20 protein-coding genes are annotated in these 21,820 nt (G+C 64.5%); 13 read left to right on the top strand and 7 right to left on the bottom strand.

Features of this window, described 5'->3' with window-relative positions; all coding sequences use genetic code 11:
• Positions 1-96 precede the first annotated feature (96 nt).
• From IF10I1_RS20585 to IF10I1_RS20525, 13 genes are all read left to right on the top strand, one after another.
• Positions 97-303: a cold-shock protein gene (locus IF10I1_RS20585; RefSeq protein WP_019963692.1), complete on the top strand. Its 207-nt coding sequence runs from the start codon at positions 97-99 to the stop codon at positions 301-303.
• A 423-nt stretch (positions 304-726) separates the two neighbouring features.
• Entirely contained in the window at positions 727-972 is a 246-nt protein-coding gene (rpsU, locus tag IF10I1_RS20580) for a 30S ribosomal protein S21 (protein ID WP_019963693.1), read from the top strand.
• 193 nt (positions 973-1,165) lie between these two features.
• Complete coding sequence (locus tag IF10I1_RS20575; protein ID WP_094462791.1) at positions 1,166-1,597, top strand: hypothetical protein; 432 nt, start codon at positions 1,166-1,168, stop codon at positions 1,595-1,597.
• Positions 1,598-1,670: 73 nt separating this feature from the next.
• Entirely contained in the window at positions 1,671-2,090 is a 420-nt protein-coding gene (locus IF10I1_RS20570; protein WP_186391593.1) for a helix-turn-helix domain-containing protein, read from the top strand.
• 153 nt (positions 2,091-2,243) lie between these two features.
• Positions 2,244-3,311, top strand: a complete 1,068-nt coding sequence (locus IF10I1_RS20565; RefSeq protein WP_019963696.1) for a LacI family DNA-binding transcriptional regulator — start codon at positions 2,244-2,246, stop codon at positions 3,309-3,311.
• Complete coding sequence (locus tag IF10I1_RS20560) at positions 3,308-4,333, top strand: PotD/PotF family extracellular solute-binding protein (protein ID WP_186391592.1); 1,026 nt, start codon at positions 3,308-3,310, stop codon at positions 4,331-4,333. Before IF10I1_RS20565 ends, IF10I1_RS20560 begins: the two co-directional genes overlap by 4 nt.
• Before the next feature lie 136 nt (positions 4,334-4,469).
• Complete coding sequence (locus IF10I1_RS20555; RefSeq protein WP_019963698.1) at positions 4,470-5,297, top strand: ABC transporter permease; 828 nt, start codon at positions 4,470-4,472, stop codon at positions 5,295-5,297.
• Positions 5,294-6,073 carry an ABC transporter permease gene (locus tag IF10I1_RS20550; RefSeq protein WP_019963699.1) on the top strand — a complete coding sequence of 260 codons (780 nt, stop codon included), beginning with the start codon at positions 5,294-5,296 and terminating at the stop codon, positions 6,071-6,073. Before IF10I1_RS20555 ends, IF10I1_RS20550 begins: the two co-directional genes overlap by 4 nt.
• Positions 6,066-7,091: an ABC transporter ATP-binding protein gene (locus IF10I1_RS20545; protein ID WP_186391591.1), complete on the top strand. Its 1,026-nt coding sequence runs from the start codon at positions 6,066-6,068 to the stop codon at positions 7,089-7,091. The genes IF10I1_RS20550 and IF10I1_RS20545 overlap by 8 nt, the downstream gene beginning before the upstream one ends.
• A 3-nt stretch (positions 7,092-7,094) precedes the next feature.
• Entirely contained in the window at positions 7,095-8,021 is a 927-nt protein-coding gene (locus IF10I1_RS20540) for a nucleoside hydrolase (RefSeq protein ID WP_186391590.1), read from the top strand.
• Complete coding sequence (locus IF10I1_RS20535) at positions 8,018-9,820, top strand: adenine deaminase (protein ID WP_186391589.1); 1,803 nt, start codon at positions 8,018-8,020, stop codon at positions 9,818-9,820. The genes IF10I1_RS20540 and IF10I1_RS20535 overlap by 4 nt, the downstream gene beginning before the upstream one ends.
• Before the next feature lie 15 nt (positions 9,821-9,835).
• A complete protein-coding gene (locus IF10I1_RS20530) occupies positions 9,836-11,014 on the top strand; it encodes a M20 aminoacylase family protein (RefSeq protein ID WP_186414908.1) in 1,179 nt (392 codons plus the stop codon).
• On the top strand, positions 11,007-11,714 hold the full coding sequence (locus IF10I1_RS20525) for a phosphoribosyltransferase (RefSeq protein WP_186391587.1): 708 nt from the start codon (positions 11,007-11,009) through the stop codon (positions 11,712-11,714). Before IF10I1_RS20530 ends, IF10I1_RS20525 begins: the two co-directional genes overlap by 8 nt.
• A 241-nt stretch (positions 11,715-11,955) precedes the next feature.
• Here the strand turns inward: IF10I1_RS20525 and lpdA are convergent, their stop codons facing one another.
• The 7 genes from lpdA to mdh all read right to left on the bottom strand — a co-directional run bounded on the left by lpdA (position 11,956) and on the right by mdh (position 21,775).
• The gene (lpdA, locus tag IF10I1_RS20520) at positions 11,956-13,359 is read right to left on the bottom strand and encodes a dihydrolipoyl dehydrogenase (RefSeq protein ID WP_186391586.1); all 1,404 of its coding nucleotides are present in this window, start codon (positions 13,357-13,359) and stop codon (positions 11,956-11,958) included.
• A 10-nt stretch (positions 13,360-13,369) separates the two neighbouring features.
• Positions 13,370-13,978: an HXXEE domain-containing protein gene (locus tag IF10I1_RS20515; RefSeq protein WP_186391585.1), complete on the bottom strand. Its 609-nt coding sequence runs from the start codon at positions 13,976-13,978 to the stop codon at positions 13,370-13,372.
• A 62-nt stretch (positions 13,979-14,040) separates the two neighbouring features.
• Positions 14,041-15,264, bottom strand: coding sequence for a 2-oxoglutarate dehydrogenase complex dihydrolipoyllysine-residue succinyltransferase (gene odhB / locus IF10I1_RS20510; RefSeq protein WP_186391584.1), 1,224 nt, complete (start codon positions 15,262-15,264; stop codon positions 14,041-14,043).
• An 83-nt stretch (positions 15,265-15,347) separates the two neighbouring features.
• The gene (locus tag IF10I1_RS20505; RefSeq protein WP_186391583.1) at positions 15,348-18,335 is read right to left on the bottom strand and encodes a 2-oxoglutarate dehydrogenase E1 component; all 2,988 of its coding nucleotides are present in this window, start codon (positions 18,333-18,335) and stop codon (positions 15,348-15,350) included.
• A gap of 297 nt (positions 18,336-18,632) precedes the next feature.
• Positions 18,633-19,535: a succinate--CoA ligase subunit alpha gene (sucD, locus tag IF10I1_RS20500; RefSeq protein ID WP_019963709.1), complete on the bottom strand. Its 903-nt coding sequence runs from the start codon at positions 19,533-19,535 to the stop codon at positions 18,633-18,635.
• A complete protein-coding gene (gene sucC, locus IF10I1_RS20495; RefSeq protein ID WP_186391582.1) occupies positions 19,535-20,734 on the bottom strand; it encodes an ADP-forming succinate--CoA ligase subunit beta in 1,200 nt (399 codons plus the stop codon). The genes sucD and sucC overlap by 1 nt, the downstream gene beginning before the upstream one ends.
• A gap of 78 nt (positions 20,735-20,812) precedes the next feature.
• Positions 20,813-21,775 carry a malate dehydrogenase gene (gene mdh, locus IF10I1_RS20490; protein ID WP_050473381.1) on the bottom strand — a complete coding sequence of 321 codons (963 nt, stop codon included), beginning with the start codon at positions 21,773-21,775 and terminating at the stop codon, positions 20,813-20,815.
• Positions 21,776-21,820: the final 45 nt, after the last annotated feature.

Here is a 21,820-nt window from a genome sequence, read left to right as displayed (position 1 = left end):
ATATCGACCCGCCAAATCTTTCTTCGAAAAATCCGGCGATGTATCGACGCCTGTCCTGCGGGGCGGGTATGACTCTTTTTGCAAGGTACTATCATCATGAAAACTGGAACCGTAAAGTTCTTCAACACCCAGAAGGGCTTCGGCTTCATCCAGCCGGACAACGGCGAGCGCGATGTGTTCGTTCACATCAGTGCCGTCGAGCGTTCTGGCATCGGCCACCTCAATGAAGGTCAGAAGGTCAGCTTCGAGCTGGAAACCGACCGTCAGGGCCGCAGCGCCGCTGCCAACCTGCAGATCGCCTGATTTCAGGCGGAAGCGCCCCCTGCGCCAGCCTGAAAGGGCACGGCAGCAGACCTGCTTCCTCTGCACGTGACAAGGACCGGGCATCCATGGGGTGCCCGTTTCTGCATTCAGCGTGGCGCAAGCCTGTATCTGCGGCGTTTCTGTTGACCGGCAGCTCTGCCCGAATGGGGACTGTCCGGGCCAAGGAAACCTTCCCCGCAGTTCAGCAGACAGCGCGGAACGTCATGTATCGGACCCGGAAAAACCGGTCAGAACTGGCGCGCCACAAAGAAAGTTCGGGCTCGCAGCATTTTTTTGCGCCCAAGGGGGTGCAATTTGCGCGGAACCTGTTAGGTTGCGCCACTTCTCGTGCCATATGGCTTTAGGTCTAACCCCTGCTGCCCTCACATGAGTGCTGCGGCGCAGGCAACGTCAGGATTTACCTTGCAGGTACTCGTTCGCGACAACAACATCGAGCAGGCGCTCCGCGTCCTGAAGAAGAAGCTGCAGCGCGAGGGCGTGCTGCGTGAGATGAAGGCGCGCCGCTCCTTCGAAAAGCCGTCCGAAAAGCGCGTCCGTGAAAAGGCCGAAGCTGTTCGCCGCGCCCGCAAGGCTGCGCGCAAGCTCGCCCAGCGCGAAGGCCTGATCGCAGGTCCGAAGCGCAAGGCCGCCGCAGGTCCGCGCCGCTAATTGCCGATCTGCCGGATGGAAGCATCTGGCAGGGCATCTCCGGACAGCCGGATGAAAAGACCCCTGACTGACACGGGATGATCCCGTTGCCAGCGGGGGTTTTTCTTTTGCCCGTCACACCCTGTGCCCTTTCCTGCCAATCCGTTAACGCAACGTTAATGCGCAGGCTTCAGGCTGAGGACAGGAGGACGTGATGTTCAACACTGGCCTTGCCGCCCTGGCGCTCATGACCGGTCTTTTCATCCTGCCCGTTGTGCCCGCCACAGCGCAGGAGCAGCGCAGCTATTGCCCGATTCCCGAGCATGGAACCTGGGTCACCCGTGGCGCCAAGCCAAGAGAGCTGACGCAGATCGAGGTCACCAGCCGCTGCGAGGACGACCGTGTGTTCATTCGCGCGCGCGCCTTCACCTCCTGCATCCCCCGCGACTGCAAATGGGGCTGGACCGAGGCCTTCTACAGGGCGGATGGCAGCCTGAGAGTGGAACTCAAGGGCTTCTATGGCATGCGCATCATCGATATGCGCATGTTCGGGGACCAGCGGATGGAAGCAACCGTGATTGCCGATCCTCATGATCCACGTCTCGTGGAGACGATCACCACCCATATGCTGACACGCCGCAGATAGGCAGCCAGCCTCTTGCGAAGGCTCCGGGGGCTTCCTAGACTTCTCCTTGCAAGCGCAAGAGGGGAGAGCGGCGATGGACTTTTCGATTGGCGATCTGGCACGGCTGAGCGGCGTCAAGGTACCGACCATCCGCTATTATGAGCAGGCAGGCCTGCTGCCGCCGCCGGTGCGCACGGAAGGTAACCAGCGCCGCTTTGGCCAGCCGGATCTGGAGCGGCTGCAATTCATCCGCCATGCCCGCGATCTCGGCCTGCCGATGGAGGCCATCCGTGATCTGCTGGAGCTGAGCGCCCACCCGGAAGCCCCCTGCAACCGCGCCGACGAGATCGCCGCGACCCAACTCAAGGCCGTGCAGGACAAGATTGCCCGCCTCAAGCGGCTGGAATCCGAACTCAAGCGCATCGTCGCCGCCTGCGGACATGATCATGTGGTGGCCGACTGTCAGGTGCTACGCGCGCTCGGCAATCACGCCCTTTGCGCCAGCGACCACTGATCAGAAGCGGCACCCCGTCACCAGGCTCAACCAGTACGATACATGAAGTTGCATTTCTTTTAGGCAAGAGCCGTTCTGGGCCTGAAAAGCCATCGACAGCGGCAGAAACTTCATCTAGCACTCGGATTAATCGATTAATCAGGTGCCCGCAGGATGAACGCCCCCCGGTCACGGCCAAACCTCACCCAGATCGCCGCGCTGCTGGATGTCTCAGCGGCAACGGTGTCGAATGCGCTGTCCGGCAAGGGCCGCGTTTCGGCTGAACTGGCAGAGCGGATCCGGACAAAGGCGGCCGAACTCGGCTATATGCCCAGCCAGGCGGGACGGGCACTGCGCACCGGCCGGTCGCAGGTTCTGGGCCTCGTGCTGCCGGACATCGCCAATCCCCTGTTCCCGCAGATCGCACAGGCCATCGAGCATGCGGCCGCTGCTGCCGGCTATGGCGTGCTCATCGCCGACTCGCGCGGTGATGCGGCCATGCAGACACAGGCGATCACCCGCCTTCAGGACCGGGGCGTGGACGGCATCATCATCGTGCCGCGCCGGGGCACGCGGATCATCAGCACCGGCAGCCCGGTAGCGGTGATCGACAGCCCCTCCACCCCCGGCAACACGGTTTCGGCCGACCACTGGCAGGGTGGTGCGCTGGCCGGCGCCCATCTTGCAGCCCTCGGCCACAGGGACGTGGTGATCATCGGCAGCAATCCGGCCTCCAACGTGCAGAACGACCGGGTGGGCGGCATCCGCTCCGCCCTCGGGCCGGACCGGCGGGTTGAGGTGCTGTGGATCGAACCGCATGAAGCCCTGCATGGACCGGGTGCAAGCCTTGGGCTCGCGGCCCGTGTGGCGGAAGGCTTCACCGCCTTTGCCGCCCTCTCCGATCTTCAGGCCCTGCGCGCCCTCACCGAGCTGCAGCAGGCAGGACTGCGTGTACCGCAGGACGCCAGCCTCACCGGCTTTGACGATCTCATCTGGTCCTCCGCCATCACGCCGGCCATCACCAGCGTGCGGATGGACATGCCCGCCATTGCGGAAGAGGCTATCCAGGCCCTCCTCCGCCTCATCGAAAGCCAGGACACGGGGACTGCTCCGCGCGACCCGGGCATTGCCCGCGCCAGCCGCCCCAGCGTGCCCATGAGCCTGGTGGTCCGCCAGACCTGCGGCCCATCCCCCCGCATAACCGCAGAACAACAACAGACACCAGCAGGAGACAGCCAATGACCGTTAAACGGATGCTCTGCGCGGCCACCGCGCTTGCCCTGACCATGGGCGCAGCCGCTGCCCAGGACAAGACCCTGACAATCTCCGTCTATGCCTTTGCGCAGGACGAGTTCAAGGAACTGCTCTACACGCCCTTTGAAGAGAAATGCGGCTGCAAGCTGGTGGTGGAGACCGGCAACAGCGTCGAGCGTCTTGCGAAGATGGAAGCCAACATGGCCAATCCGGTGGTGGATATGGCCGTCGTTTCCATGGCCGATGCGCTGGCCGCTTCCCGCAAGGGCCTGATCGACAAGATCGAGACCGCCAAGCTGTCCAACTTCGACAAGCTTTATGACATCGCCAAGGACCCGAATGGCGACGGCATGAGCGTTGGCTACACCTTCTATGCCACGTCGATCGTCTATCGCACCGACAAGATGACCATCCGCTCCTGGGCCGACCTGCTGAAGGACGAATATGTCTCCCATGTCGCCTTCCCGAACGTGACCACCAATCAGGGCCCGCCGGCGCTGTACATGCTGGGCGAAGCCCTCGGCAACAACACGCCGGATCTGAAGGGCCCGATCGAGGCCGTTGGCGCCAAGAAGGACGAAATCGTCACCTTCTACGTCAAGTCCTCCCAGCTGGTGCAGCTGATGCAGCAGGAAGAGATCTGGGCTGCCCCCATCGGCCGCTTCTCCTGGGCGCCCTTCACCAAGCTCGGCCTGCCGCTGGCATGGGCGATGCCCGATGAAGGTCAGACCGGCGGCATGAACGTGATGGTGCTGACCAAGGGCTCCAAGAACCAGGATCTGGCGCTGCAGTTCATGGACTACTGGCTCTCCACCGAAGTGCAGACCAAGCTTGCCGAAAAGCTGGTCGACAGCCCGGCCAACAAGGAAGTGACCGTTTCCCCGGCCATCGCCGACAACATCACCTTCGGCGAAGAAACGGCTGAGACCCTGAAGCTGATGCCGTCCGCCACCATTCTGGACAACCGCGACGCCTGGCTAACGGAGTGGAACGCCAAGGTCGCCCAGTAAGGCCCGGCTTCCGAACCAGCATTGGCAGCTTCGCGCTGCCGGACGAATGCCTCCCAAGGCTGGGGGTGCGGCGGGCGGGCTCCGCTCTGCCGCCGCACCCCGACTTTTTCTCCCTCCAGAAGCTAAGGCGGACATCATGTTCCAGAACCGGGCGGAAGCTCTGGCACTTGCGCTGCCTGCGGCGCTCTTCGCGGCCGTGGTCTTTCTCGTGCCTGTCGTGCTGCTGCTGTCGGAGGGCTTCCGCTCCGCCGAAGGCTGGACGCTGTCGGCCTACACGGATTTCTTTTCGCAGCCGCTGAACCAGACGGTTTTCCTGCGCACGCTGAAGCTGGGGGCGATGGTCACCGTGGTGGCCGCCGTCATCGGCTATGCCGCAGCCTATGCCATCGTCACCCTGCCGCCGGGCTCCAAGGGCCGCGTCACGGGGCTGATCGTGCTGCCGCTGATGATCTCGCCGGTGGCCCGCACCTATGCCTGGATTGTCATTCTGGGGCGCACCGGCATCGTCAATCAGGCGCTGCAGGGCATCGGCCTGACGGATGGCCCCTTGCGCATCCTCTTCACCGAGACTGCCGTCTTCATCGGCCTGTTGCAGCTGTTCCTGCCCTTGATGATCCTGTCGCTGATCAGCGCGCTGGAGAACCTGCCGCGTGATGCCGTGCCTGCCGCAAGGGTGCTGGGGGCCAACTGGTTCCAGGTGTTCTGGAAGGTGATCCTGCCGCTCTCCCGCGAGGGGCTGGTGGTTGGCGGCACGCTGGTCTTCACCGGATCGCTCACCGCCTACATCACCCCGGCCATCCTCGGCGGCTCCAAGGTGCTGATGCTGGAAACCCTGCTCTACCAGCAGGTCACCGTCGCAGGCAATTTTGTTGCCGCCAGCGTCATCGCCCTCATCCTCATCGTCATGAGCTTTGCCGCCAACATCCTGTTGCGCCGCATTGCCACGGCCCGGAGCAAGTCATGACCCAGAGACTGTCCAGCTGGATCATCCTGACGCTGGTGCTGACCTTCCTCATCGGTCCGTTCTTCATCATCGTCGCCGCGTCCTTTTCTGCCGGCGAGACCCTGGCCTTTCCGCCGCAGGGCTTTTCCTTCCGCTGGATCGCAAAGGTCTTCACGGTGGAGAGTTTCCAGCAGAGCTTCGTCACCTCGATGATCCTCGCCATTGGCGGCACCCTGTCGGCGCTCGTTCTGGGCGTGCCTGCGGCCTATGCCATGTCGCGCTACCGGCTGCCGGGGGCGGAGACCGTGCGCTTCATGGTGTCGATGCCCATCATCGTGCCCGGCATCATTGTCGGCCTTGCCCTGCTGCGCTATTTCGTGCTGCCCATCGGCCTGTCGATCAGCCTGGCGCTGTTCGTCGCCCATACGGCGCTGGTGCTGCCCTATGCGGTGCGGGTGGTGTCCGCCAGCCTTGCGAACCTGCGTTCCGACATGGAGGAGGCGGCCGTGCTGCTCGGCTCCTCACGGCTCGGCGCTTTCTTCCGGGTGGTGCTGCCCAACATTCGCGGCGGTATTCTCTCCGCCTTCATCCTCGGCTTCGTGACGAGCTTCAATCAGGTGCCGGTGTCGCTGTTCCTTTCCGGCCCCGGCGTGCGCACCCTGCCCATCGACATGCTGGGCTACATGGAGATCGTCTTCGATCCCTCCATTGCCGCCCTGTCGTCGCTGCTCGCCTTCCTGTCCATCGGCATCGTCTTTGCCGCCGAACGTTTCCTGGGGTTCTCACGCTATGTCTGACGCCACCTATCTGACCCTGGACAAGCTGTCGCTCGCCTATGGCAAGACCACGGCCGTGGAGAGCCTTGACCTTACCATCCGGCGCGGCGAACTCCTCGCCCTGCTAGGCCCGTCCGGCTGCGGCAAGACGACAACCATGCGCGCCATTGCCGGGCTGATGCCGGTGCAGTCGGGCCGCATCGTGCTGGATGGCCGCGACATCACCCGCGTGGGCGCGAACAAGCGCGAGATCGGCCTCGTCTTCCAGTCCTACGCCCTGTTCCCACATCTGACGGTGTTCGAGAATGTCGCCTTCGGGCTGCGGCTGAAGGGCATGAGCGGCGAGGCGCTGAAGCAGACGGTGGAGGCCGGGCTCAAGACCGTGGGCCTGTCCGCCTTTGCCGCTCGCAAGACGCCGGAGCTTTCCGGCGGCCAGCAGCAGCGTGTGGCGCTGGCCCGCTCGCTGGTGATGCAGCCCAAGCTCCTGATGCTGGACGAGCCGCTGTCCAACCTTGACGCCCGCCTGCGCCTTGAAATGCGCACGGAGCTGCAGCGCGTGCAGAAGGAAAGCGGCGTAACGATGATCTTCGTCACCCATGATCAGGTGGAAGCCCTTGCTCTCGCCGACCGCATCGTCGTCATGCGCAATGGCGCCATCGAACAGATTGGCACGCCGGAGGAGATCTACAATCACCCGGCTTCCAGCTTCGTCGCCGATTTCGTCGGCTTCGAAAACATCGCCCGCATCGACGGCAACAGGCTGGTGACGGACGCAGGCGCTCTGGAAGTGTCCGGCCCGCTGCCGCAGGCGGCCGGCCTTGCCTGGCGGCCCCGCGCCATCCAGCTTGAAACGGGGCCGCACAAGGGCATCGTGCGCGGCGTATCCTTTGCAGGCAGCGCCCGCGAATATGTGCTGGAAACACCGCTGGGGCTGGTAAAAGCCGAAACAGACGCCGCCCTTCCCGCCCATGCGCTGGGGGCCAGCCTTGCCTTCGACATGCCGGTTTCCGGCGCGGCGGAACTCAACAGGTTCGGATAGACCATGGGTGTGTGGATCGACACGGATATGGGCTTTGACGACATCGCGGCCATTGTGACCGTGATGGATGCAGGGCTTGAGGTGGACGGCATTTCGCTGGTCTTCGGCAACACGCCGCTGGATCAGGTGCGCCGCAACGCTGCGGGCGCGGCTTCGGCCTTCGGCTGGCGCGTGCCCTTGCACAGCGGCCTTGCCCGCCCCGTCATGGGCCAGATGGAGACGGCGGAGGCCATTCTCGGCGCAACCGGCATTCCGACGATTGGTCTCACCGTGCCGCAGGATCAGCCGCTGCCGGAAGGCGATGGCTTTGCAGCACTCTGTGACTGGCTGGAGAGCGCCCCTGCCCCCCGCCGCATTCTGGCGCTGGGGCCGCTGACGAACCTTGCGGCGCTGGCGCTCGCCCGCCCTGCCCTTGCTGCGCGCATTGACGAGCTGGTGTGGATGGGCGGCGGGCTGACGAAAGGCAACCACACCGCCTCTGCCGAATTCAACGCCTATGCCGACCCCGAGGCCGTGGCCATTGTACTGGCGCAGGGACTGCCGCTGAAGATGGTGGACCTCGATTTCTGCCGCCAGATCCTCGCAAGCCCCGAGGACGCTGCCCCCGTGCGGGCCGCAGGCGGGCGTAACGCAGCGCTTCTGGCAGACATGCTGGAAGGCTTCATCGCCATCGCCACCAGCCGGGGACGGCCCGCCATGGCGCTCTACGATCCGGCAGTTGCTGCCATCTTCGCCCGGCCGGAACTCGCCACCTTCACCCCGGCGCACATCGCCATGGAAACGGCCGGTCAGCACACGCGCGGGCGCACCGTGGTGGAAACCCGCGCCACCCATGCCCGCTTCAACGCCGCCTATGCCTGTGCCTGCGATGTGGACGCCGTGCGAGGCATGATCCTCACCGCCTTGACGCGGGAGGCAGCCCGGCCATGACCACACACCAGACACGCGAGCCCTTCGATCTTGCAGATCCTGCCCTTCGCCTGCGCGCCGTTGCTGCTGCCAGAGGCGATGCCCCGTTTGACCGGCTGATCGTCAACGCCACCCTTATCGACATGGTGACCGGCGAGCGCCGCGCCGCCGATGTGGGGCTGACGGGGCCGCTGATTGCTTCCGTCCACGCCCCCGGCAGCCGCAGCGATGCCACGGACATCATCGACGCGCAGGGCGGCTATCTCTCCCCCGGCCTCATCGACACGCATATGCATGTCGAAAGCTCCATGATGACACCCGCCGCCTATGCCGCAGCCGTTGTGCCCCGGGGCGTCACCACCGCCGTGTGGGACCCGCATGAATTCGGCAATGTGCACGGGCTTGCGGGTGTCGATGCTGCCCTTGCCGCCAGCGCCGGTCTGCCGCTGCGCTTTGCCGTGCTCGCCCCTTCCTGCGTGCCTTCCGCGCCGGGGCTGGAGCTGGCTGGCGCTGATTTCGGGCCTGAAGAAATCGCCGCCCTGCTCGCCCGCCCCGGCATTGCCGGGATTGCGGAAGTGATGAACATGCGCGGCGTCATCGCGGGCGAGCCGCGCATGACCGGCATCGTGCAGGCTGGGCTTGCCGCCGGAAAGCCGGTCTGCGGCCATGCGCGCGGCCTCACCGGCCAGGACCTTGCCGCCTTCATGGCCGCCGGTGTCACCTCCGATCATGAGCTGACTTCTGCCGCTGACCTGATGGAAAAACTGCGTGCCGGGCTCTCCATCGAGCTGCGCGGCTCCCACGATCATCTGCTGCCGGAGTTCGTGGAGGCCCTGAACACGCTCGGCCATCTGCCGCAGACCGTGACGCTCTGCACCGATGACGTGTTCCCCGATGACCTTGCGAAGGCCGGCGGCCTTGATGACGTGGTGCGGCGGCTGGTGCGCTATGGCCTCAAGCCCGAATGGGCCCTGCAGGCGGCAACGCTCAACGGCGCAAGACGCCTTGGCCGCGAGGATCTGGGCCTCATCGCCGCCGGGCGCCGGGCCGACCTCGTCCTCTTCGCGGACCTTGAGACCTTTGCCGCCCGGCAGGTGATCGTCAGCGGTAAAGTGGTGGCTCGGGACGGACAGATGCTGGCAGAGCTGCGCTCTGAGACCCTCTCCAACTCTCTCTCTGGCCTGCGCGGATCGATGAAGGTTAGCCAGCTAAATCCCGATGATTTCCGTGTCCCGGCCGCAGGCTCCCGCGTCAAACTCGCCACGATCGACCGGCCCCGTTTCACCCGATGGGGCACGGTGGAGGCAGACGTGCGCGGCGGTTTTGTGGTGCCGCCGGAGGAGACAACGCTGATCGCCGTTGCCCACCGGCATGGCCGGGCGGACAGCCGTCCGCGCGTCGGTTTCCTGCGCGAATGGGGCCGCTGGAACGGCGCCTTTGCCACCACTGTTTCCCATGACAGCCATAACCTGACGGTCTTTGGCGGCAGTGCCGAAGACCTCGCCATGGCCGCCAATGCGGTGATCGAGGCAGGCGGCGGCATGGCCGTGGCTTCCAATGGCAAGGTGCTGGCCGTGCTGCCCCTGCCGCTTTCCGGCCTTGTGTCGGACGCCCCGCTGGGCGAAGTGGCCGAAGGCTTTGCCCGCATCCGCACCGCCATGGACGAGGTTGTCACCTGGCAGCCGCCCTATCTCGTGTTCAAGGCCTGTTTCGGCGCCACGCTGGCCTGCAATGCAGGACCGCATCAGACCGACCGGGGCATTGCCGATGTGGAGACCGGGCACGTGCTGGAGTCTCCCGTTCTCGAAATCCTGAGCTGACAGGGAAAGCCAGCCATGAGCGACCTGATCGACGCTGACCTTCCGTTTCTGACGGACCTGCGCCGCAGCCTGCACGCCCACCCGGAGCTGGGCTTTGAGGAAGAGCGCACCAGCGCCATCGTTGCGAACCTGCTGGAAGAGGCGGGGCTGGAGGTGCACAGGGGCCTTGGCGGCACCGGCGTTGTCGGCACCCTGCGCTGCGGCAACGGCCCGCGCAGCATTGGCCTGCGCGCCGACATGGATGCGCTCGCCATGCCGGAAACCGCAGACCGGCCATGGAAATCCACCGTCCCCGGCAAGATGCACGCCTGCGGCCATGATGGCCACACCACCTTGCTGCTGGGTGCGGCACGGGCGCTGGCGAAAACGCGCAATTTCTCCGGCACGGTGCATTTTATCTTCCAGCCCGCCGAAGAAGGCAGGGGCGGGGCAAAGCGCATGGTGGAGGACGGCCTCTTCCGCCTGTTCCCCTGTGATGCGGTCTATGGCCTGCACAACATGCCGGGGCTGGACCCGGACGAGATGGCCGTTGTGGAAGGCCCGCAGCTTGCCTCGTCCGACAGCTGGCGCGTCACCTTCCGGGGCACCGGCACCCATGGCGCCAAGCCGCATCTGGGCCGCGATCCCATCACTGCCGCTGGAGCTTTCCTCTCCGCCTTGCAAACCATTCCGGGCCGCGTTGTCGATCCGCTGCAGCCTGCTGTCGTCAGCGCATGTTCCGTTCAGGCAGGCGACCCCAAGGCGCTGAATGTCATCCCGGATCTGGTGGAGATCGGCGGCACGGCCCGCGCCTATTCGCCGGAGGTGCGCGATCAGCTGGAGGCGGAGATCGGCCGTCTGGCGCAGGGCACGGCGCAGATGTTCGCCATTGCTGCAGACTATACCTATACCCGCCGCATTCCGCCGGTGATCAACGATCCGGACGCAACGCAGCGGGCACTTGGCGCGGCGCGGGATGTGTTTGGCTCCAAGGTGCGCACCGCCTTCCCGCCCTCCACGGCAGGCGATGATTTCGCTTACTTTGCCGGTGAAGCACCCGGCTGCTATGTCTGGCTCGGCAATGGCCCGGCGGTGGATGGCGCGCTGCATCACAACACGGCCTATGACTTCAACGACGCGGCCATCGGCCCGGGCGTGCGCTTCTGGGTGCGGCTGGTGGAACGGGAGCTTTCCGGTGAGGCCGCCCATGACTGAGCCGCACCGGCCCGCACTTGAGCCTCATGCGTTCTGGCAGGAATTGCATGCGCCCGGCAGCTTCCCGGTCAACATTGGCCATCGCACCTTCTTCCCGGCAACGCTGGCCAACGGCGAACAGCTGCGCCTGCCGATCCGCCCGCTGGCCGATGGCAAGCACGCGCTGGCCTCGCTCATCGTCAATCAGGCGGGCTTTGCCGTTCTGGATGCACTGGCGCAAGGGCTTGCGGAGAGGCTCGCGCCTTTCGCCCCCGATGTGGTGGTGGGCCTGCCGACGCTGGGCCTGACGCTCGCCGCCGAGACCGCCCGCAGGCTCGACCACAGCCGCTATGTGCCGCTCGGCACATCACGCAAGTTCTGGTACGACGACAGCCTTTCCGTGCCGCTGTCCTCCATCACCACGCCGGACCAGATCAAGCGGCTCTATGTGGACCCGCGCATGCTGCCCCTGCTTCAGGGCCGCCGGATCGCGCTGGTGGATGACGTGATCTCCAGCGGCGCTTCCATCCGCGCCGCGCTTGCCCTTCTGGCCGGTCTCGGCCTCACTCCCGTGGTCATTGGCGCCGCCATGCTGCAGTCCCGCCGCTGGTGCGAGGGCGCCGAAGGCCCGGACCACTGGACCACCCGCACCGTGGGCTGCTTCGAGACCCCGATGCTGGAAAAGGGCGATGACGGGCTCTGGTATGTGCCGGAAGGGTGAGGGGGCATATCTGTTTTTCGTCATGGCATGACTTGATCATGCCATCCATTCCATGACCTTTCCAACCATGCAGATTTCAGGAAACTCCACCCCATACGCGCGGGAGCGTGCGGAGGTGAAACGGCATGGATGCCATGGTCGAGCCATGGCATGACGGAGAAAATTGGCAGGCCGCCCGTAAAGAAAAAAGGCCGGAGCGTTGCCGCTCCGGCCTTTCTCATGTCTGCAGATCCAGCACCAATCAGGCGTGGATCGGCTTGGCGAAGGTGGCCATGGCGGCTTCCTTGACGGCTTCCGACATGGTCGGATGCGCGTGGCAGGTGCGGCCGAGGTCTTCCGAAGAACCGCCGAATTCCATCAGCACGGCAGCTTCGTGGATCATCTCGCCAGCACCATGGCCGAGGATGTGCACGCCCAGCACGCGGTCGGTCGCGGCATCGGCCAGAACCTTGACGAAACCGTCGGTGTGGTTCATGGCGCGGGCGCGGCCATTGGCGGTGAAGTTGAACTTGCCGGTCTTGTAGTTGACGCCGGCAGCCTTCAGCTCTTCCTCGGTCTTGCCGACGGAGGCGACTTCCGGCGAGGTGTAGACCACACCCGGGATGACGTCATAGTTCACATGGCCAGCCTGACCGGCGAGGATTTCGGCGAGAGCCACGCCCTCGTCTTCCGCCTTGTGGGCCAGCATCTGGCCAACGACCACGTCGCCGATGGCATAGATGCCCGGGACGTTGGTCTGGTAATGGCCATCGATCTCGACGCGGCCGCGGTTGTCCAGCTTGACGCCGGCTTCCTCAAGGCCAAGACCGGCGGTGTAGGGACGGCGGCCAATGGCGACCAGAACCACGTCGGCTTCCAGCACTTCGGCAGCGCCACCGGCGGCAGGCTCGATGCTGACGGCAAGGCTGCCGCCCTTCTTCTCAACGTCCGTCACCTTGGACGACAGCTTGAACTCCATGCCCTGCTTGGCAAGGATGCGCTGGAACTGCTTGGAAATGTCCCCGTCCATCGGCCCGAGGATCTTGTCCATGAACTCGACCACGGTGACCTTGGCGCCCAGGCGGCCCCAGACGGAGCCGAGCTCCAGACCGATGACGCCGCCGCCGACGACCACCAGATGACCCGGAACCTTCTCCAGCGTCAGCGCGCCGGTGGAGGAAACGACCGTCTTTTCGTCGATCTCGACGCCCGGCAGCGGCATCACGTCGGAGCCGGTGGCGATGACGATGGACTTGGTCTCGATCTCGGTGACCTTGCCGTCTTCAGCGGTAACAGAGACCTTGCCTGCGGCCAGGATCTTGCCGGTGCCGTGGAAGGCATCGATCTTGTTCTTCTTCAGCAGGAAGCCGACGCCGCCGACATTGGCGTCGATGGTGGCCTGCTTGTGCTGCATCATGGCCGGCAGGTCGAGCGTGGGTGCGCCCACCTTGATGCCGAGGCTTTCAAAGCCGTGGCCGGCTTCATGGAACAGTTCCGAAGCATGCAGCAGCGCCTTGGAGGGAATGCAGCCGACGTTCAGGCAGGTGCCGCCATGGGTGGCGCGCTTTTCGACAACGGCGACCTTCAGGCCAAGCTGGGCCGCCTTGATGGCGCAGACATAACCACCGGGGCCGGTGCCGATGACGACGAGATCGTATTGGGACATGAGGTCGCCTCTAGGTTTGCGAAGGGAAATCGTTTGAAGATGCGGCTGCGGCTTCGAACCGTTGCAGCCTCTGGCGCACGCGCAAGGCAATGGCGCCATGGAGCGCCAGCACAAGGAGGATCGACACCCCGTGCTGGAGGGGCGTCGTCAGAGGCCAGAGGCCATAGATCGCATAGACGCCCAGGGGAATGAACAGGGCCACGGCGGTGGCAAGGCCCGGATTGTAGAGGCGCAGGACAAGCCCCTGCGCCACATGCAAGGCTGCGTTGATCAGCAGCAGATAGACCGCAATCAGCCCCCAGCCCGGCGCGATGGAGCGCATGAGCCAGAGCGACAGCGCCACGACGCCCCACACGCCCGCCACGTTGATGATGAACACGGCACGAACCGTGAGCACATCATGCCCCCGGCCGATGACATAGTTCACGAAGCGGCGGAAACGGTCGGCATCATGCTCTTCAAGCTGATGCAGCATATAGAAGGGAAGGCTCAGATAGACGAGCTTTTCCGAAAAGGGCCAGGTCTTGGTGAAGACGCTGGTCATGGCCAGCAGGACGAGACCGGCGAGGAAACCGCCGTAGACCCAGTTGGCTTGCAGCCTTTCGAGCGTGCCTCTCATGACCAGCGGCCCTTTTGCAGGCCCGCCGCCGGAGAGCCGGCGGCGGATGAGCTGTGGAGCGCTTAGAGGTCCAGCACCAGACGGCGCGGATCTTCCAGGCTTTCCTTGACGCGGACGAGGAAGGTCACGGCTTCCTTGCCGTCAACGATGCGGTGATCGTAGGACAGCGCCAGATACATCATCGGACGGATGACGACCTGACCGTTCGCGGCCATCGGACGTTCCTGGATCTTGTGCATGCCCAGAATGCCCGACTGCGGGGCATTGAGGATCGGCGAGGACATCAGCGAGCCATAGACGCCGCCGTTGGAGATGGTGAAGGTGCCGCCCTGCATGTCGGCCACGCCGAGCTTGCCGTCACGGGCCTTGCGGCCGAGGTTGCCGATTTCCTTCTCGATCTCGGCGATCGACATCTGGTCCGCATCACGCACCACCGGCACGACAAGGCCCTTGTCCGTGCCAACGGCCACACCGATGTGGCAGAAGTTCTTGTAGATCACATCCGTGCCGTCGATCTCGGCGTTCACGGCCGGGATTTCCTTCAGGGCGTGGCAGACGGCCTTGGTGAAGAAGCCCATGAAGCCGAGCTTCACGCCGTGCTTCTTCTCGAACACGTCCTTGTAGGCGCTGCGCAGCTCCATCACCGGGCCCATGTCCACCTCGTTATAGGTGGTGAGCATGGCGGCGGTGTTCTGGGCATCCTTCAGGCGGCGCGCGATGGTCTGGCGCAGCTTGGTCATGCGCACGCGCTCTTCGCGGGCCTCGTCATCCGCCGGAACGGACGCACGCACGGCGGCGGGAGCAGCCGCGGCAGCCGGAGCTGCGGAAACGCCGGCGGCAACGGCTGCCAGCACGTCGCCCTTCAGCACCTGGCCGCGCTTGCCGGAACCGGCAACCTGATCAGCCGACAGACCGGTTTCGGCCAGCAGCTTGCCCGCAGCCGGGGCCGGGGGCATGGAGGACGGAGCTGCGGGAGCAGCGGCCGGAGCTGCCGCCGGGGCCGGGGCCGGAGCCTCTGCCTTGGCAGCGGGAGCTGCAGCGGCGCCTTCGCCAGCTGCGATGTAGCCGAGGAGAGCGTTGACGCCAACGGTCTCGCCTTCCTTGACGACGATGCTTTCCAGAACGCCGGAAGCGGGAGCGGGAACTTCAACGGTGACCTTGTCGGTCTCCAGTTCCACCAGCGGCTCGTCGGCCTTGATGGCTTCGCCCGGCTTCTTGAACCACTGGGCAATCGTCGCTTCGGACACGGATTCGCCCAGGGTGGGCACGCGGATTTCGGTTGCCATGGTCGCCTTCTCTTAAAAAATCTGCCTTGGCCAATTCTGTAGACCGGTGGCCCGCCATCCCGGGGATGGCAGGCCGGACCGGATCAGCTTGCGAATGCTTCGTCCAGGAATGCCTGGAGCTGGGCCAGATGCTTGGACATCAGGCCCGTTGCCGTCGAGGCCATGGCGTCGCGGCCGGCATAGCGCGGGCGGCGGCACTTGGCGCCGATCTGGTCGAGCACCCATTCGATGTAGGGTTCGACGAAGAACCAGCTGCCCATGTTCTTGGGCTCTTCCTGACACCAGACCATGTCGGCGTTGCGGAAGCGGGCCAGTTCCTGAGCGAGGGCCTTCTTCGGGAACGGGTAGATCTGCTCGACGCGGAGCAGGTACACGTCGTTGATGCCGCGCTTCTCACGCTCTTCCAGCAGGTCGTAGTAGACCTTGCCGGAGCACATGACGACCCGGCGGATCTTGTCATCCGCGACGAGGCGGGTGGCGCCATCCGGCTGGTACTCGGCATCATCCCACAGCAGGCGGTGGAACGTGGAATCCTCACCCAGCTCAACGAGCTTGGACACCGCACGCTTGTGGCGCAGCAGCGACTTCGGCGTCATCAGGATCAGCGGCTTGCGGATGTCGCGCTTCAGCTGACGGCGCAGGATGTGGAAGTAGTTCGCCGGCGTGGTGCAGTTGGCGACCTGCATGTTGTCTTCCGCGCAGAGCTGGAGGAAACGCTCCAGACGGGCGGAGGAGTGTTCCGGACCCTGACCTTCATAGCCATGCGGCAGAAGGCAGACGAGACCGGACATACGCAGCCACTTGCGCTCGCCAGACGAGATGAACTGGTCGAACAGCACCTGGGCACCGTTGGCAAAGTCACCGAACTGGGCTTCCCACATGGTCAGCGCGTTCGGCTCAGCCAGCGAGTAGCCGTATTCGAAGCCGAGCACGGCCTCTTCCGAGAGCATCGAGTTGATGACCTCGTAACGGGCCTGATCGTCGCTGACATGGTTCAGCGGGATGTAGCGGCTTTCGTCTTCCTGATCGTAGAGCACGCTGTGGCGCTGGGAGAAGGTGCCGCGTTCGCAGTCCTGGCCGGACAGGCGGACCGGGTGGCCCTCCTTCAGCAGGCTTGCAAAGGCCAGCGCCTCGGCCGTCGCCCAGTCGATGCCCTCACCGGTTTCCATCATGGTCTGACGGTTGGCAAGGAAGCGCGAGATGGTGCGGTGGACGTTGAAGCCTTCCGGCACTTCCGTAAGTTTCTTGCCCAGAGCCTTCAGGTCATCCATGGCAACGCCGGTCGAGCCGCGGCGCGGATCTTCCTCGTCGTCAGCCCGCTTCAGACCGGACCACTTGCCATCCAGCCAGTCGGCCTTGTTCGGCTTGTAGACCTGGCCAGCCTCGAACTCGGTGTCGAGCTTGGCGCGCCAGGCGGCCTTCATGCCCTCGACCTCTTCAGCCGAAACCACGCCTTCCGCGATCAGGCGGTCGGTGTAGAGCTGCAGCGTCGTCGGATGCTTGCGGATCTTGCGGTACATGATCGGCTGCGTGAACGCCGGCTCGTCGCCTTCGTTATGGCCGAAGCGGCGGTAGCAGATCATGTCGATCACGACCGGGCGGCCAAAGGTCTGGCGGAACTCGGTTGCGATCTTGGCCGCATAGACCACGGCTTCCGGATCGTCGCCGTTGACATGCAGGATCGGCGCCTCGATGACCTTCGCCACATCCGAGGGATAGGGCGAGGAGCGCGAGAAGCGCGGATTGGTGGTGAAGCCGATCTGGTTGTTGATGATGACGTGGATCGAGCCGCCGGTGCGGTGGCCGCGCAGGCCCGACAGGCCGAAGCACTCTGCCACGACGCCCTGGCCGGCAAAGGCCGCGTCACCGTGGATCAGCAGCGGCAGAACCGGGGAGCGGTCGATCTGGGCGGTATCCACCATCCAGCGGCCGTCAACGGCGGAAATCTGGTCCTGCTTGGCGCGGGACTTGCCGAGCACCACCGGGTTGACGATTTCCAGATGCGAGGGGTTCGCCGTCAGCGACAGGTGAACCTCGTTGCCGTCGAAGGAACGGTCGGAAGACGCACCGAGGTGATACTTCACATCGCCCGAACCTTCCACATCGTCCGGGGCGTAGGAGCCGCCCTTGAACTCGTGGAACACGGCGCGGTGCGGCTTGCCCATCACCTGGGTCAGCACGTTCAGGCGGCCGCGGTGGGCCATGCCGAGAACGATGTCCTTGAGGCCCATCTGGCCGCCGCGCTTGATGATCTGCTCCAGCGCCGGGATCAGCGCTTCGCCGCCATCAAGGCCGAAGCGCTTGGTGCCGGTGTACTTCACATCAATGAACTTCTCGAAGCCTTCGGCCTCGACCAGCTTGTTCAGGATGGCGCGCTTGCCCTGCGGGGTGAACTCGACGTGCTTGTCCGGCCCTTCGATGCGCTCCTGGATCCAGGCCTTGGCGGCCGGATCGGAAATGTGCATGAACTCGACGCCGAGGGTCGAGCAATAGGTACGCTTCAGGATCTCCAGCATCTGGCGCAGGGTGGCATATTCCAGGCCCAGCACGTGATCGATGAAGATCGGACGGTCCCAGTCGGCATCCGTGAAGCCGTAGGACGAGGGGTGCAGCTCCTCGTGATCGCCCGGGGGCGAGAGGCGCAGCGGATCGAGATCGGCATGCAGATGGCCGCGCATGCGGTAGGCGCGGATCATCATCAGCGCACGCACGCTGTCGCGGGTCGCCTGCTGCACTTCGGCATCCGAGAGCGGCTTGCCCTTGGCATCGCCCTTCTGCTTCAGCTTGTCGCCCACGGCCTTTTCGACCGGAGCCCAGTTGCCGTCACAGGCATTGACGAGATCGCCTTTCGCGGCGAGCGGCCAGTCGGCGCGCTTCCAGGGAGCGCCACGCGCTTCCTTCAGCACATCGGCCTTGTCGTCCTTCAGCGCAGCAAAGAAGTCCTGCCACTCGGCGTCAACCGAGGCGGGGTTCTCCTGATACTGGGCGTAGAGTTCTTCGATATAGGCTGCGTTGGCGCCGTAGAGAAACGACGTCATCGCGAAGACATTGTTCGCGTCCTGCCGAGCCATGCTGCATCAGCGGAGGGTTGCTCCGCCCTTATTTTGGCGGACCGGCCGGATGGCAGGCCCTTGGTTTGCACGTTCGGGCCCGGCCTTGCGGCGCGGACCCCGCTCAAGAGTGCGAACGAGACGGCGACGCCGCGTCCGCTCGGGTGTCCCTTATGCCTTACGATACGTAAACAAACTACGCAGCCAAGACACGTTTCCGGCACTTTGCTGGCGGAAATCCCCCTGGATTACCGCGTGGCCGCCGGGGGCCCGGTGGTTGCCGAAGCGGGGCGCCATGCGCCCCGCCCGGAAATCGTATCAGCCCTTCAGGACTTCGACGAGGGTCTCGCCGAGCTTGGCCGGAGACGGAGAGACGCGGATGCCGGCCGATTCCATGGCGGCAATCTTGTCTTCCGCACCGCCCTTGCCGCCGGAGATCACGGCACCGGCGTGACCCATCGTGCGGCCCTTGGGAGCCGTGCGGCCCGCGATGAAGCCGGCCATCGGCTTCTTGCGGCCCTTCTTGGCCTCGTCCTTGAGGAACTGGGCTGCATCCTCTTCGGCGGAGCCACCGATTTCACCGATCATGATGATCGACTGGGTGGCTTCGTCGGCCAGGAACATCTCCAGCACGTCGATGAACTCGGTGCCCTTGACCGGGTCACCGCCAATGCCCACAGCCGTCGTCTGGCCGAGGCCGGCGTTGGAGGTCTGGAACACGGCTTCATAGGTAAGCGTGCCGGAGCGCGACACAATACCGACCGAACCTTTCTTGAAGATGGAGCCCGGCATGATGCCGATCTTGCATTCTTCAGGGGTCAGGATGCCGGGGCAGTTCGGGCCGAGCAGGCGCGACTTGGACTTCTCCAGCTTCGCCTTGACCTTCACCATGTCGGCAACCGGAATGCCTTCCGTGATGCAGACGATGAAGGGGATCTCGGCGTCGATCGCCTCGATGATGGCAGCGGCAGCACCGGCAGGCGGCACGTAGATCACCGATGCATCAGCGCCCGTGGCGTCCTTGGCCTGAGCGACGGAGGCGAAGATCGGCAGGCTTTCGCCCTTGGAGCCGGACCACTTTTCGCCGCCCTTGGCCGGGTGCACGCCCGCGACCATCTGGGTGCCGTAATAGGCCAGCGCCTGTTCCGTGTGGAACGTGCCGGTCTTGCCGGTCAGGCCCTGGACAATGATCTTGGTGTCCTTATTGACGAGAATGGACATCAGGCGGCTCCCTTCACGGCAGCGACAATCTTCTGGGCGGCATCGTCCAGATCATCAGCGGCGATCACATTCAGACCGCTTTCGGCGATGATCTTCTTGCCGAGTTCGACGTTGGTGCCTTCTAGGCGCACCACCAGCGGAACCTTGAGGCCGACTTCCTTCACGGCGGCGAGAACGCCTTCCGCGATGACGTCGCACTTCATGATGCCACCGAAGATGTTGACGAGGATGCCCTCGACCTTCGGGTCAGCCGTGATGATCTTGAAGGCCGCAGCGACCTTCTCCTTGCCTGCGCCACCACCGACGTCACAGAAGTTCGCCGGCTCCTTGCCGTAGAGCTTGATGATGTCCATGGTTGCCATGGCAAGGCCGGCGCCGTTGACCATGCAGCCGATGTTGCCGTCGAGGGCAACGTAGGCCAGCTCCCACTTGGAAGCTTCGATTTCCTTGGCGTCCTCTTCGGTCTCGTCGCGCAGGGCAACGATTTCCGGGTGACGGAACAGGGCGTTGCCGTCGAAGGAGACCTTGGCGTCGAGAACGCGCACGCGGCCGTTCTTCATGACGATCAGCGGGTTGATCTCCAGAAGGCTCATGTCTTTTTCCATGAAGGCCTTGTAGAGGATCGGGAACAGCTTCAGCGCGTCGGCGCGGGCCTCGCCTTCAAGCTTCAGCGCATCGCAGAGCTTGTCAGCGTCGGCATCCGTCACACCGGTGTCCGGATCGATCGGCAGGGTGACGATCTTTTCCGGGGTGTGTTCGGCAACGGCCTCGATGTCCATGCCGCCCTCGGTGGAAACCACGAAGGCCGGGCGGCCAACGGAACGGTCCACGAGGATGGAGAGATACAGCTCGCGCTCGATGTCGGCGCCGTCCTCGATGTAGAGGCGGTTCACCACCTTGCCGGCATCGCCCGTCTGGGCGGTGACGAGGGTGTTGCCGAGCATTTCGCCAGCGTGCTTGACCACGTCTTCCAGCGAGAAGGCGAGACGCACACCGCCCTTGGCATCAGCGGGCAGTTCCTTGAACTTGCCCTTGCCGCGGCCACCGGCGTGGATCTGGGATTTGACGACCCAGAGCGGGCCAGGGAGCTGCTTTGCAGCCGCTTCGGCTTCAGACGCCGAAAAGATTGCAACGCCCTCGGCAACCGGAGCGCCATATTCCTTCAGGACCGCTTTGGCCTGGTACTCGTGAATGTTCATTCTCTCCCCCGTGTGTTCGGAGAACCGCCGCCGGGGGACCCGGCAGCGGACGTCATTCCTGTGAGGTTACAACCGGGCTCAGGCGAGCGACGGCTGGATCTTCTTGCAGGCCTCAACCAGACCGTCGACGGATGCGACGGACTTGTCGAACATGGCCTTCTCGTCGGCATTCATGTCGATTTCGATGACGCGCTCGACGCCGCCGGCACCGATCACGACCGGAACGCCGACATAGGTGTCCTTGAGGCCGTACTGGCCGCTGAGAGCAGCAGCGCAGGGCAGAACGCGCTTCTTGTCCTTGAGGTAGCTTTCAGCCATGGCAATGGCGGAAGAAGCCGGAGCATAGAAGGCAGAACCGGTCTTGAGCAGGCCGACGATTTCGGCGCCGCCGTCACGGGTGCGCTGAACGATCTGCTCCAGACGCTCGGCCGTGCACCAGCCCATCTTGACCAGATCCGGCAGCGGGATGCCGGCAACCGTGGAGTAGCGGGTCAGCGGCACCATGGTGTCGCCGTGGCCGCCCAGAACGAAGGCCGTGACGTCTTCAACGGAAACGTTGAACTCGTCGGCCAGGAAGTAGCGGAAGCGGGCGCTGTCCAGGACGCCGGCCATGCCGACAACCTTGTGCGCGGGCAGGCCGGAGAACTTCTGCAGGGCCCAGACCATCGCGTCGAGCGGGTTGGTGATGCAGATGACGAAAGCGTCCGGAGCGTGCTTGGCGATGCCCGCACCCACCTGCTCCATGACCTTCAGGTTGATTTCCAGAAGATCGTCGCGGCTCATGCCGGGCTTGCGCGGCACACCGGCAGTGACGATCACCACGTCGGAGCCGGCAATCGCCTCGTAGGAGTTGGCACCGGCCAGCTTGGCATCGAAGCCATCCACCGGGGAAGACTCGGCAATGTCGAGCGCCTTGCCCTGCGGCGTGCCCTCGGCGATGTCGAAGAGGACGATGTCCCCGAGTTCCTTGAGACCGGCAAGATGAGCGAGCGTGCCGCCGATCTGACCCGAACCGATCAAAGCAATCTTATTGCGCGCCATATCCGAACGTTTCCCTTTACGTAAGATGGAACTCAATGCCATCCG

Source organism: Pannonibacter sp. I15F10I1 (assembly GCF_900185665.1).
GTDB lineage: Bacteria > Pseudomonadota > Alphaproteobacteria > Rhizobiales > Stappiaceae > Pannonibacter > Pannonibacter indicus.
This window is presented reverse-complemented; position numbering and strand designations above follow the sequence as displayed.